Consider the following 12,935-nt stretch of genomic DNA (forward strand, 5'->3'; position numbering starts at 1 on the left):
GTACCCGGAAGGAGCAGGTAGATGGAACATCGGCTGCCCGTGGGCACGCCCGGCGAGCCTGGTGCGGTGCCGTTGCCGCCCGGTCGCCTGCAGTTCGAACAGGTTGCGGCGGCCCTGCTGGCCGATGGCGTGGTGGCTGCGCACGAGCGCGAGCGCATCCGTTTTTCCGCGCAGGGCGCCCGCAATGCCAGTGAAGTACATCCCCTGGTGCTGCTGTCCAACCTCAAGCTGGCCGCCAGCGACGGCGGCGACCTCAATCTTGAACGCCTCACCGAGTGGCTGGCCCAGCGCACCGGCAGCCGCTACCTGCGCATCGATCCAACCCGCGTCGACGTCGCCTCGGTCACCGCCGTGGCCTCGCACGCCTATGCGCGCCGGCATCGCTTCCTGCCGCTGGCGGTGGATACCGAACGCGTACTGGTGGCCACAAGCGAGCCGCTGGCACAGGAATGGCTGCGCGACCTGCAGCACCTGACCCGCCTGCGCATCGAGCTGGCGGTGGTCAATCCGCTCGACCTGCACCGTTACACCATGGAGTTCTTCGGCGTCACCCGCTCGGTGCGCGGTGCCCGTGGCGACGTGCGTGGCGAGGCCAACACCACCCTGCCCAGCTTCGAGCAGCTGGTCGAACTGGGCCGTACCGGCGACGTCAATGCCGACGACCAGCACATCGTGCACATCGTCGACTGGCTGCTGCAGTACGCCTACGAACAGCGCGCGTCGGACATCCACCTGGAGCCACGCCGCGAAATGGGCCGCATGCGCTTCCGCATCGACGGCGTGCTGCACAAGGTGTTCGAAGTGCCGCCTGCGGTGATGACCGCCGTGGTCAGCCGAATCAAGGTGCTCGGACGCATGGACCTGGCCGAGCGCCGGCGCCCGCAGGATGGCCGCATCAAGACCCGCTCGCCCGGCGGCCGTGAAGTGGAAATGCGCTTGTCGACCATGCCGACCGCCTTCGGCGAGAAGTGCGTGATGCGCATCTTCGACCCGGAAGCGGCCTTCAAGAGCATCGACCAGCTCGGCTTCAGCCCGCAGGAAGCAGCCGGCTGGACCGCCCTGGTCGAGCGCCCGCACGGCATCGTGCTGGTCACCGGCCCGACCGGTTCGGGCAAGACCACCACCCTGTATTCCACCCTGAAGCGGCTGGCCACGCCGGACGTCAACGTGTGCACGGTGGAAGACCCGATCGAGATGATCGCGCCGGAATTCAACCAGATGCAGGTGCAGACCAACATCGACCTGGATTTCGCCAGCGGTGTGCGCACCCTGCTGCGGCAGGACCCGGACATCATCATGATCGGCGAGATCCGCGACCTGGAAACCGCGCAGATGGCCGTGCAGGCCTCGCTGACCGGCCACCTGGTGCTGTCCACCCTGCACACCAACGATGCGCCCTCGGCCATCACCCGCCTGCTCGACCTGGGCGTGCCGCATTACCTGCTGTCATCCACCGTCAACGGCATCCTCGCCCAGCGCCTGGTGCGCACCCTGTGCCCGCACTGCAAGCAGCCGCACATCCTCGGCAGGGCCGATTGGGCGGTGCTGGCTGATAGCGAAGCTGCATATCCAGATGCCGCCACGCCCTGTCGACCGGTCGGTTGCCTGGAGTGCCGGCGCACCGGATTCCTCGGCCGCATCGGCCTGTATGAGTTGCTGCCATTGGGCTCGCGCCTGCGCGGGCTGATCCGTGCGGACATGGATCTGGCCGGTTTCAACCGTGCCGCGCGTGCTGAAGGACTGCGAACCCTGCGCCAGGCCGGGCTTGAAAAGGTGGCACAGGGGCTGACTACAATCGAAGAAGTCCTGTCCGTACTGCCTCCCCCGGATGAATCCAGCGCCCTTCCTGATCCTTGAAACCGGCCGTCCCGTGCCGTCACTGCGCCGCTACGGGCGCTTTCCGCACTGGATCCGGGTGGCCGCCGGCCTGGAAGAACACCAGACCGTCGTGGTCGACGTCGAGCATGGCGCCGACCTGCCCGATCCACGCCACTTCGCTGGCGTGCTGGTGACCGGCTCGGCCGCCTTCGTCACCGACCATGCCGAATGGAGCGAGCGCAGTGCCACCTGGCTGCGACAGACCGCGCACGACGACGTGCCGGTGTTCGGCATCTGCTACGGCCACCAGCTGCTGGCCCACGCGCTGGGCGGCGAAGTGGCCTACAACCCCGCCGGGCGCGAATCGGGAACGATTGAACTGGCACTGGATCCACAGGCCGCGCAGGACCCCTTGTTCCAGGGCCTGCCGAGCCACTTCGCGGCCCACGCCACCCATCTGCAGACCGTGCTGCGCGTGCCTGAGGGTGCCGCCGTGCTGGCACGCTCGCCGCTGGACGGCTGCCATGCCTTCCGCTGGGGCCGCCAAGCCTGGGGCGTGCAGTTCCATCCGGAATTTGCCACCCACCACATGCGTGGCTACGTGCGCGCACGCGCCGACTGCATCGGCCGTCATGGCGGTTGCGCGCGCAGCATCGAGCGCGCGGTCAGCGCCGCGCCGCTGGCGCGCCAGCTGTTGCGGCGCTTTGTCCGCCAGGCCCGGCTGTCTTCAGCCCAGCCGGTGGCAAAACAGGGATAATCGGCGGCACGGGCACACCGCCCGGCCCCTCCTGTCCCTCCCCGGATGTCCATGAAAGAGATTCGCAAGCTGCCAGCCTCGGCGGGCGCCCAGTGGTTGCTGGATACGTTCTCGCTGTATCGGCGTGCGCCGCTGCAGCTGGCCCGGATCGGCCTGACCTGGCTGCTGGTGAACTGGGTGGTCACCCTGCTGGGGACGATGCTGCCCGGCACCGCCGGCCTGGCTCTGCAGATGATGACGCTGGTGATTTCACCGGTGATGTTCGGCGGCATGCTGTACGCCATGGGTGAGATCGACCAGGGCCGTCCCGGCCTGGCCACCCATCTGCTGCAGCCGATCCGCGACCGCCGTGTCAGCCACCTGCTGGTGCCGCTGGCGATCCAGGTGCTGGCCGTGCTGCTGCTGGGCGCGCTGCTGTACCTGATGATCGGCCGCGAGGGCTTCACCGCCTTCAGCGACACCATGACCAAGATGCAGGAACTCGGCCGCAGCGGGCAGCAGATCAGCCCGGAAACCGCCGCCGAACTGGTCGCCAACCTGCCGGCGCAGCGCATCGCGCTGTGGATGCTGCTGGTGTTCTGCACCGCCGTGGCGCTGACCTTGGCGATGTTCACCCAGCCGGCACTGGTGGTGTTCGACCGCCAGAGCGGCATGCACGCGCTGCGCCTGAGCCTGCAGGGCTGCATCGAGAACATCGGCGCCACCGCCGTGTTCACCGTGCTCGGCCTGATCGCCGCGTTCTGCGTCTATGTGCTGTTCGTGATCGTGGTCCAGCTCGGCATGCTGCTGGGCGGCCCGCTGGCGGCGGCATTCATCGCGCAGCTGGTGTTCACCACAGTGCTGATGCCGCTGTATGTCGGCGCGGTCTATTCGGCCTGGAAGCAGATGTTCGTGCATCGCGGCAGCCGCGGCGCACCGCCGGTGCCGCAGTCGCCACCTGCCAACGACGTCTTCCACGCTTGATCGAAAAAGGGGACGGAGGGGATTAAGTCGTTTGTGGCACAAACGACTTAATCCCCTCCGTCCCCTTTTGTTTTTCAGGCAGCCGGCTTCTTGACCACCGAAGACGGCACCAGCCAGCGCGCGGCGTGGATGCCCAGCTCGTACAGCAGGCACATCGGGATCGCCAGCATCAGCTGCGACACCACATCCGGCGGGGTCAGGATCGCAGCGAGCACGAAGATGCCGACGATCGCGTAGCCGCGCCCTTCCTTGAACTGCTGCGGCGTGATCCAGCCCAGCAGCACCAGGATCACCATCGCCACCGGCAGTTCGAAACTGCCGCCGAAGGCGAAGAAGATCGCCAGCACGAAGTCCAGGTAGGCGTTCGCATCCGGCGTGATCGCGATCACTTCCGGGCTGAAGGTGGTGAGGAAATGGAAGACCGCCGGCAACACCAGGAAATAGGCGAAGGCGCAGCCGGTATAGAACAGCAGCACCGAGGAGACCAGCAGCGGCATCGCCAGGCGCTTCTCGCGTGCATACAGGCCCGGCGCAACGAAGGCCCACAGCTGGTACAGCAGCCACGGCACGGCCACGAACAAGGCCACGAAGAACGTCAGCTTCAACGGCGCGAAGAAGGCGCCGGCCGGGTTGGTGGCGATCATCGTCTGCCCGTTGGGCAACTGCGAGATCAGCGGCTCGGCCAGTGCGTTGTAGAGCTTCTGGGTAAACGGCAGCAGGCCCAGCAGCACCACGCCCAGCCCCAGCAGCGCACGCACCAGGCGCGCGCGCAGTTCAACCAGATGTTCCACCAGCGAGCTTTCGCCGAAGTCGTGTTCGCTCATGACGGGCGCTCCGTGCGGGCGGGCGTTTCGGCCGCGGTATCAGCAACGGCATCGCCCGCAGGTTCGGCGGTGGTGGGTACAATGGCAGCATCCTCCGCCGAAGCCACCTCCGGCTCGGTCGCGTCCGCCAGGTGTGGGGGCCGTTCGGCCGGTGCCGGTGCACGCACCTGCTGCGCCAGCGTGTCGCTATGCTGTTGCAGCTGCTCGGCCTCGCGGCGCACGGCTTCGCCACTGGCACGCAGTTGGTTCTCGGTGTCCTGCATGCCCTGGCGCACGTCCTGCATCTGCCGCTTGATGTCTTCGGCCTGCAGTTCGCGTTCCAGCTCCTGCTTGACCGAATCCCATTGATTACGCGCGCGGCGCACCCACAGCCCGGCGAAGCGGGCCGCCTTGGGCAGGCGCTCAGGTCCGAGCACCACCAAGGCGACAACCGCGATCACCAGCAGTTCGCTGAAGCCGATATCAAACACCAAAACCGCTCCGGATCAACGCGCGTTGCGGTCGTGCTCATCCTGCGCGGTGCGCGAGGCGTCCTGGCTGCGTGACTCATCGCCCAACTGTGCGTTCGGCTTGTCTTCGTCGTGCATGCCCTTCTTGAATTCCTTGACCGCCGAGCCGAGATCCTTGGCACCACTGGTCAGGCGCTTGGTGCCAAACACCAGCAGGACGATGGCGAGCACGACCAACCAATGCCAGATGCTGAAACTGCCCATAAGTCGCTCGTTACGTTAGTGATCAGATTGCCGAGCATAGCGCACCGGCTGTTAGCCGGCGCGCGTGACGAAAGTCAGTTGTTGCCCAGTGTTTCAGTGCGGATTTCACCGTCGTTGACCGGCTGGAAACCCTGCTGGACCGGCGGCGGGGTCTGCGGCACGGCCTGCAGCGGCGCCGTGGTCGCTTCAACGGGGGCCGCAGGTGCTGCCTGAACAGGCGCCTGGGCGGGCACTGCAGCGGCGGCCGGACGCGGTGCGGCATTGCCCCCGTTGCGGTTGTTGCGCGCCGCATAGGTGGCCTCTTCCAGACGATCACGGAAGGCGACCACATCCATCGACGGCGAGCCTGCAGCGCGGCCCTCGAAGATCATCCGCGGCGTGGTGTTGCTGCCGTAGGCGTCGAGGTTGGCGGCATCGTCGATCTGCAGGATCGCACCATCCAGGGCAACGCCTGCGAACAGGCCACGGGCGCGCGACCACGACCAGATCTCCGCCTTCAACTGGCCATCGGTGGCGGCGGCAGCATTGCGACCGACCGGACCGGCGGCTACACCGGCATCGGCGCCGAGGGTGAACTTGCCGTTGACGAGATTGTCCAGGCTGCGGTCATTGCGGAACACCAGCACAACGTCGGAGGACTGCACACCGGCCTGGAAACCGATGCTGCCGCCGGTGAGCTTGATGAATACCGGGTTGGACCACGCACCATCGGGCATGCGCACCGACATCAGGCCGTGGCCACGACGGCCGCCGATCACCAGACCGGCCTTGATCGTGTCGGGAATGACGATGACCGCGCGGCCTTCGTCGAGCAATTTGTCCGGAATGCCCTGTTCAGGGATTTCCTGGATTTCAGCCAGTACACGCACCGCATTGCGGGCGCGCTGGTCTTCCTGCGGTCCGGCCATGGCCTGGCTGGACAGCAGGCTGGCGGCGATCAGCAGGGCTTGGATCGGGCGACGCATGGCAGGCTCCAGAAGTCAGTCCATAGGAAGATATAGCAAGTGACTGAAATTAGTAGTGTTGTGATGAATCCCCAATGAGCGTTGCCTGCTCATGTTGGGCGCATCAATGACACCGATCCGAACCCTGCATGCCGACGTGACGATGGAATCGGCGACAATACCGCCCATGCTCGACGCACCCGATACCGCCGTATTGGCGGTCAACCTAGGCACGCCCGAGACGCCGACGGCTCCCGCCGTTCGCCGTTATCTGGCCGAATTCCTGTCCGACCCGCGCGTGGTCTCGATACCGGCGCTGCTGTGGCAGCCCTTGCTGCGCGGCCTGATCCTGCCGCTGCGCAGTGGTCGTTCGGCCGCCAAGTACGCCCAGGTGTGGCTGCCGGAAGGCTCGCCGCTGATGGTCCACACCCGCCAGTTGGCGCAAGCGATGCAGACCCTGCTGCCGACACTGCACGTACGCCACGCGATGCGCTACGGCGAACCCGCGCTGACCGCCGAACTGGATCGGCTGGCCACCGAGGGCGTGCGCCGCATCGTGGTACTGCCCCTGTATCCGCAGTATTCGACCACCACTACGGCCTCGGTCGAAGATCGCGTGGATGCGTGGCAGCGCCGGAACCCGCAGGTCACCGTCAGCCTGGTGCAGGACTATTCAATCGATCCCGACTGGGTTGCCGCCGTCGCCGGCTCGATCCAGCGCTATTGGCAGCAGCACGGTCGCGGCCAGAAGCTGATGTTCTCCTTCCATGGCATTCCGCAGCGCCTTGCCGACGCCGGTGACCCCTATCCGCAGCGCTGCGAGGCCAGTGCACGCGCGATCGCGGCTGCGCTGGGCCTGGGCGCAGACGAGTGGCAGCTGGGATACCAGTCGCGCTTCGGCCGCGAACGCTGGCTGCAGCCCTACGCCGAACCCAGCCTGTGGGAGCTGGCCGATGCGGGGGTGAAACAGATCGACGTGGTCTGCCCCGGGTTTGCCACCGACTGTCTGGAAACACTGGAAGAAGTCGCCATGGGTTTCACCGAAACGCTGGCCGAGCGCGGCGCGCAGATGCGTTACATTCCCTGCCTCAACGCCGAACCGGAACACGCCCGCGCATTGGCGCGGCTGGCCGTGGCCTCGCTGGCATGACCCTGCAGCCGTTTGAACTGCAGGTCGCAGGCGTCCGCGTGGCCGGCCTGCGCCGTGCGGGCGACGGGCCGCGCGTGCTGGCCCTGCACGGCTGGCTCGACAATGCGGCCAGCTTCGTACCGCTGGCGCCGCATCTGCCACAACTGGACCTGGTGGCGATCGACCTGCCCGGACACGGCCACAGCGCACATCTGCCCACCGGTGCGGTGTACACCACGCCGGCGGCGATCACCCATGTACTCGATGTCGCCGACGCGCTGGGCTGGGACCGGTTCACCTTGATGGGCCATTCAATGGGTGCCGGCATTGCCAGCCTCACCGCAGCGGTCAGTGATCGCATCGAACGCCTGGTCGCCATCGAGGCGCTCGGCGGCCTGCGCGGACCGGAAGAAGACACCGCCAGCCGTCTGCGCGAACACGTCGATGCCACCCGTGCACTCGCGCGCAAGCAACTGCGCGTGTTCCCCGATCTGGCCGCACCGATCCGGGCGCGAATGATGACCAACCAGCTCAGCGAAGGCTGCGCCCGCCTGCTGGTCGAACGCGGTGTCGAGCCGGTCGAAGGCGGCTATCGCTGGTGCAGCGATCCGCGCCTGATGCTGCCCACTGCGATCCGCCTCAGCGAAGGCCAGATCGACAACCTGCTGCAGGCCATCAGCTGCCCGACCCAGGTGATCTATGCCACGCCTGCGCAACCATACTATCCCGAGCCGATGCGCAGCGAGCGCCTGCAGCACCTGCGTGATGGCCGCCTGGCGGTATTCCCCGGCAACCATCATCTGCACATGGAACACCCGGCACAGGTTGCTGCGGTCATCGATGCATTCCTGAGCGAAAACAGCAACGCGCGCTGACCATCGTCGGCTGCGCGCACTTCACTCTGCGCCAGCGCGGCCGATAGAACGGTAGTGGGCCCCTGCGCCCACAGCACGCAGGCCCTTTGTGCCTGCGGCTCGTTCCTGGTTCTGCAAGGAAGACCGCATGTCCCGTCTGCTGCACCGTCATCCACAGGATGTGGTCACGGTGTCTGTCCTCCGCGTCGCAGCCTGCGCCGCATTCCCCGAATTTCCCGACCCTGCCGTCGTTGCGCTCGTCCGCGCAGCGCGTTGCATGGTCGCTGCCGTCCGTTGATCCAGGAGTTGCCGATGTCCATTGCGTCCTCCCGCCCGCCCGACCAGGGCCGTGTCCCTTATCTGCAACAGCTGGCACAGCGAGGCGATCGTCGCCTGCTGCTGGGCAGCGTGGTGTTCGCAGCGATCGGCCTCGTGCTGGCCCTGCGCGGCACGTCGGTACCCGCTGCGAGCGCGGTTGCCGCCGCGGCGCTGCCAGCCGTCTGGCTGGGCTTGCGCCAGGCCGGCCAGGCCATCGCACGCAACGGCCTGGCGGTGGCGCTGTCCCTGCAGTTGAGCCTGCTCTGCCATATCGCCGGATTGAATGCCGCATTGCCGATCGCGCTGCTGCTGGGCGTGCTGCTCACCCAGCGTGACCGCCTGCCTTTGTGGCTCACCGGCGTCATTGGCGTCATTGCAGTGCTGGAACCGTTGCTTGACGGGGCGGCTGTCCTGCCGCCGCTGTTGAACGCCACTGCCCTGGTGGTGCTGACGCTGGTGCTGGGCCAGACCGCCGCACGCCTGCGCCAACAGAGCGAGGCCCTGGGTCACGGCCCGCACCGCCTGGCCGCATTGGCGCGCGACATCGCCACGGGCGCCGACCTTGGTGCGCACAGCGATGCACGCAGCTACGCACCCGGTTCACTGGCCCACGCGTTGGCCGATACCGCACGTCACGTGCAGGCGCAGCGTGACCGCGAGGTCGAGGCGCACGCCGAGAACGCGCAGATCCGCCAGGCACTGGACGCCTCGCGCACGGCGATGATGATTGCCGACAACGATCACGTCATCCGCTACGTCAACCGTTCGGTGGTGGCACTGCTGCGCAACCAGCAGGCCACGCTGCGCCAGGCCTTCCCCGATTTCGACGCCGAGCGGCTGGTCGGCAGCAGCATCCATCGTTTTCATGCCAACCCTGACCGCATCCGCGGCATCCTCAACGGGCTGCAGGCGACGCACAACGGCAAGGTGCGGATCGGGCCGGTGCATTTCGCCCAGGTCGTCACCCCGGTCTTCGATGCACAGGGCGCGCGCCTGGGCTTTGCGGTGGAATGGCATGACCGCACCCATGAACTGACGCTGGAGAATGCCGTTGCCGGGATTGTCGATGCCGCCGCGCACGGTGATCTCGAACAGCGCCTGCAGGCCAGCGGAGGTGCAAGCTTCCTCGACGGCCTGACCGGTGGCATCAACCAGTTGCTGGACACCCTGGGCAGCACGGTCGACGAAGTGCGGCAGATGCTCTCGGCGATGGCCAATGGCGATCTCGACCGCCGCATGCAGGGCGAGTACCACGGCGCGTTCGCCGCCATCCAGCGCGATGCCAACGCCACTGCCAGCCAGCTGGCACGCATGGTCGGGCACATCCAGCACTGCGCCACCACCATCAGCACGGCCGCCAGCGAAATCGCCGCCGGCAACGGCGCACTGTCCGAGCGCAGCGAGCGCCAGGCCGCACACCTGCAGGAAACGGCCGCTTCGATGGAAGAGCTGACCGCCACTGTGCGCCAGAATGCAGCGCACGCGCGTCAGGCCAGTGAACTGGCCGCCTCCACCCAGGGCGCAGCAAGTGATGGCAACCACGCCATGCAGCGGGTGGTCGACACCATGCAGGCCATCGAAGGTGCGTCGAAGCGGATCGGCGACATTACCGGCGTGATCGACGGCATTGCCTTCCAGACCAACATCCTGGCGCTCAACGCAGCGGTTGAAGCAGCACGCGCCGGCGAGCAGGGGCGAGGGTTCGCGGTCGTCGCCAGCGAGGTCCGTGTGCTGGCGCAGCGATCGGCGGCGGCCGCCCAGGAGATCAAGGTCCTCATCGACGAGGCAGGACGTCAGGTCGGCGAGGGCGCCCAGTTGGTGGCCGATGCCGGACAGCGCATGCAGGGCATCGTCGGCGGCGTGGAGAACGTAAGCCACCTGATGCGCGAGATCTCGGCGGCGTCACAGGAGCAGTCCTCCGGTATCGAGCAGATCAACCAGACGGTGGTGCAGATGGACCAGGCCACGCAGCAGAACGCGGCTCTGGTGGAGGAAGCCACTGCAGCGGCACGTGAACTGCAGTCACAGGCCGGTGCACTGAACCAGGCGGTATCGGTGTTCCGGCAGCGCGAGGCTGCGTTGATCGACTGAGCAGACCCTGCGCGATGTTCCATGGAAGGCGGCGCCCGCAGGGCGCCGCCTTTTTATTGCGCGCGGTTCGCGGCAGGGCTCGTTGGCTCAACGGATGCGAAGGCAATCCGTTCAAGGCTGCCCGCGACGCGATGATGAGGGCCGAGGGCACCGGCCGTTGCGGCGAAGCTAGTGGGCCCACCAGCAGTTGAGCTGCACAGAAGGCGCCGCCTTCCCATGCGCGGCTACCGGCTATCTGCGTGAGGCTAGGCCGCATACGCAATCTCTACTGGGCCCCGGTAGTGCCGGCCGCTGGCCGGCAACCACGTGCCGCCGCGTGACGTTCGTGGGTTTCCGGCCGCTGGCCGGCACCACGCATTGGTTTCTCGCGCACAAAGAAAAACCCCGCTGCATGAGCAGCGGGGTTTTCGGGGTATAAACCCTGGCGATGACCTACTCTCGCATGGCTTAGGCCACACTACCATCGGCGCAGCTACGTTTCACTTCCGAGTTCGGGATGGGATCGGGTGGTTCCATAGCGCTAATTTCACCAGGGAGGCGGTTGGAGTGTCGCCTAGGCGTCGTGTCTTTGCAGGGGGCGGGCATGATGATGCCAGCATTGCAAAGAGACGCGCCTGAGCGCCTGCCTCTCGTTTGGTCTTGTGACGTAGCGTGCACCTGGATCTATCGACATGTCATGTCGGCCAAGGCAACTTGAGGTTATATGGTCAAGCCTCTCGGATCATTAGTATCAGTTAGCTCAATACATTGCTGTACTTACACACCTGACCTATCAACCACGTAGTCTACATGGTTCCTTCAGGGGGCTTGTGCCCCGGGAGATCTCATCTTGAGGCGCGCTTCCCGCTTAGATGCTTTCAGCGGTTATCGCTTCCGAACATAGCTACCCGGCAATGCCACTGGCGTGACAACCGGAACACCAGAGGTTCGTCCACTCCGGTCCTCTCGTACTAGGAGCAGCCCCTCTCAAATCTCCAACGCCCATGGCAGATAGGGACCGAACTGTCTCACGACGTTCTGAACCCAGCTCGCGTACCACTTTAAATGGCGAACAGCCATACCCTTGGGACCGACTACAGCCCCAGGATGTGATGAGCCGACATCGAGGTGCCAAACACCGCCGTCGATATGAACTCTTGGGCGGTATCAGCCTGTTATCCCCGGAGTACCTTTTATCCGTTGAGCGATGGCCCTTCCATACAGAACCACCGGATCACTAAGTCCTAGTTTCCTACCTGCTTGATCCGTCGATCTTGCAGTCAAGCACGCTTATGCCTTTGCACACAGTGCGCGATGTCCGACCGCGCTGAGCGTACCTTCGAGCTCCTCCGTTACTCTTTAGGAGGAGACCGCCCCAGTCAAACTACCCACCATACACGGTCCCCGATCCAGATAATGGACCCAGGTTAGAACGTCAAGCACGACAGGGTGGTATTTCAAGGATGGCTCCACTGCAGCTAGCGCCACAGTTTCATAGCCTCCCACCTATCCTACACAGACGAACTCAACGTTCAGTGTAAAGCTATAGTAAAGGTTCACGGGGTCTTTCCGTCTTGCCACGGGAACGCTGCATCTTCACAGCGATTTCAATTTCACTGAGTCTCGGGTGGAGACAGCGCCGCTGTCGTTACGCCATTCGTGCAGGTCGGAACTTACCCGACAAGGAATTTCGCTACCTTAGGACCGTTATAGTTACGGCCGCCGTTTACTGGGGCTTCGATCAAGAGCTTCGCCTTGCGGCTGACCCCATCAATTAACCTTCCAGCACCGGGCAGGCGTCACACCCTATACGTCCACTTTCGTGTTTGCAGAGTGCTGTGTTTTTGATAAACAGTCGCAGCGGCCTGGTTACTGCGACCCTCTTCAGCTATAGCTCGCACGAGCCACCAAAAAGGGTGCACCTTCTCCCGAAGTTACGGTGCCATGTTGCCTAGTTCCTTCACCCGAGTTCTCTCAAGCGCCTGAGAATTCTCATCCTACCCACCTGTGTCGGTTTACGGTACGGTCTGCGTAAGCTGAAGCTTAGGAGCTTTTCCTGGAAGCGTGGTATCAGCAACTTCGCCATAAAGGCTCGTCTCGGTGCTCGGTCTTGAAGGATCCCGGATTTGCCAAAGATCCAAACCTACCGCCTTTCCCCGGGACAACCAACGCCCGGTATGCCTAACCTTCTCCGTCCCTCCATCGCACTTACGCGAGGTGCAGGAATATTAACCTGCTTCCCATCGACTACGACTTTCGTCCTCGCCTTAGGGGCCGACTCACCCTGCGCCGATTAACGTTGCGCAAGGAAACCTTGGGCTTTCGGCGTGCGGGTTTTTCACCCGCATTATCGTTACTCATGTCAGCATTCGCACTTCCGATACCTCCAGCAGACTTCTCAATCCACCTTCAACGGCTTACGGAACGCTCCTCTACCGCGTACATATAAATATGCACACCCCAAGCTTCGGTTCACTGCTTAGCCCCGTTAAATCTTCCCCGCAGACCGACTCGACCAGTGAGCTATTACGCTTTCTTTAAAGGG

11 protein-coding genes and 2 rRNA genes (1 of these 13 running past the window's edge) are annotated in these 12,935 nt (G+C 64.9%); 7 read left to right on the forward strand and 6 right to left on the reverse strand.

Translation table 11 applies throughout. From position 1 onward, the window contains the following. Window positions 1-21 precede the first annotated feature (21 nt). Genes ACEF39_RS20790 through ACEF39_RS20800 form a run of 3 tightly spaced genes read left to right on the forward strand, consistent with a single transcriptional unit; the run spans window position 22 to window position 3,538 of the window. Window positions 22-1,857, forward strand: coding sequence for a GspE/PulE family protein (locus ACEF39_RS20790; RefSeq protein ID WP_500286454.1), 1,836 nt, complete (start codon window positions 22-24; stop codon window positions 1,855-1,857). Next, window positions 1,829-2,575 carry a glutamine amidotransferase gene (locus ACEF39_RS20795; protein WP_500286455.1) on the forward strand — a complete coding sequence of 249 codons (747 nt, stop codon included), beginning with the start codon at window positions 1,829-1,831 and terminating at the stop codon, window positions 2,573-2,575. Before ACEF39_RS20790 ends, ACEF39_RS20795 begins: the two co-directional genes overlap by 29 nt. A gap of 51 nt (window positions 2,576-2,626) precedes the next feature. Beyond that, window positions 2,627-3,538 carry a BPSS1780 family membrane protein gene (locus ACEF39_RS20800; protein ID WP_049465015.1) on the forward strand — a complete coding sequence of 304 codons (912 nt, stop codon included), beginning with the start codon at window positions 2,627-2,629 and terminating at the stop codon, window positions 3,536-3,538. A gap of 74 nt (window positions 3,539-3,612) precedes the next feature. On the opposite strand, the gene tatC is transcribed toward ACEF39_RS20800, so the two are convergent. From tatC to ACEF39_RS20820, 4 genes are all read right to left on the reverse strand, one after another. Next, a complete protein-coding gene (tatC, locus tag ACEF39_RS20805; RefSeq protein WP_099819942.1) occupies window positions 3,613-4,362 on the reverse strand; it encodes a twin-arginine translocase subunit TatC in 750 nt (249 codons plus the stop codon). Next, complete coding sequence (gene tatB, locus ACEF39_RS20810; RefSeq protein WP_500286456.1) at window positions 4,359-4,832, reverse strand: Sec-independent protein translocase protein TatB; 474 nt, start codon at window positions 4,830-4,832, stop codon at window positions 4,359-4,361. The genes tatC and tatB overlap by 4 nt, the downstream gene beginning before the upstream one ends. 15 nt (window positions 4,833-4,847) lie before the next feature. Beyond that, complete coding sequence (gene tatA / locus ACEF39_RS20815) at window positions 4,848-5,075, reverse strand: Sec-independent protein translocase subunit TatA (protein WP_043399676.1); 228 nt, start codon at window positions 5,073-5,075, stop codon at window positions 4,848-4,850. A 74-nt stretch (window positions 5,076-5,149) separates the two neighbouring features. Next, window positions 5,150-6,040, reverse strand: coding sequence for a lipid-binding SYLF domain-containing protein (locus tag ACEF39_RS20820; RefSeq protein WP_500286457.1), 891 nt, complete (start codon window positions 6,038-6,040; stop codon window positions 5,150-5,152). Between the two features lie 166 nt (window positions 6,041-6,206). Here ACEF39_RS20820 and hemH point away from each other — a divergent pair, with 166 nt between their 5' ends. The 4 genes from hemH to ACEF39_RS20840 all read left to right on the forward strand — a co-directional run bounded on the left by hemH (window position 6,207) and on the right by ACEF39_RS20840 (window position 10,411). Then, window positions 6,207-7,169 carry a ferrochelatase gene (gene hemH / locus ACEF39_RS20825; protein WP_500288062.1) on the forward strand — a complete coding sequence of 321 codons (963 nt, stop codon included), beginning with the start codon at window positions 6,207-6,209 and terminating at the stop codon, window positions 7,167-7,169. Beyond that, window positions 7,166-8,023: an alpha/beta fold hydrolase gene (locus ACEF39_RS20830; protein WP_500286458.1), complete on the forward strand. Its 858-nt coding sequence runs from the start codon at window positions 7,166-7,168 to the stop codon at window positions 8,021-8,023. Before hemH ends, ACEF39_RS20830 begins: the two co-directional genes overlap by 4 nt. Window positions 8,024-8,150: 127 nt before the next feature. After that, window positions 8,151-8,300 carry a hypothetical protein gene (locus tag ACEF39_RS20835; RefSeq protein ID WP_500286459.1) on the forward strand — a complete coding sequence of 50 codons (150 nt, stop codon included), beginning with the start codon at window positions 8,151-8,153 and terminating at the stop codon, window positions 8,298-8,300. A 14-nt stretch (window positions 8,301-8,314) separates the two neighbouring features. Next, window positions 8,315-10,411, forward strand: coding sequence for a methyl-accepting chemotaxis protein (locus ACEF39_RS20840; protein ID WP_500286460.1), 2,097 nt, complete (start codon window positions 8,315-8,317; stop codon window positions 10,409-10,411). Window positions 10,412-10,830: 419 nt separating this feature from the next. Here the strand turns inward: ACEF39_RS20840 and rrf are convergent. Together rrf and ACEF39_RS20850 are read right to left on the reverse strand one after the other, a co-directional pair. Further along, window positions 10,831-10,945 (reverse strand): 5S ribosomal RNA (rrf, locus tag ACEF39_RS20845). Between the two features lie 169 nt (window positions 10,946-11,114). Then, window positions 11,115-12,935 (reverse strand): 23S ribosomal RNA (locus ACEF39_RS20850); it runs 1,060 nt beyond the window's last position.

Source organism: Stenotrophomonas indicatrix, from assembly GCA_041545745.1.
GTDB classification, from domain to species: Bacteria; Pseudomonadota; Gammaproteobacteria; order Xanthomonadales; family Xanthomonadaceae; genus Stenotrophomonas; species Stenotrophomonas indicatrix_A.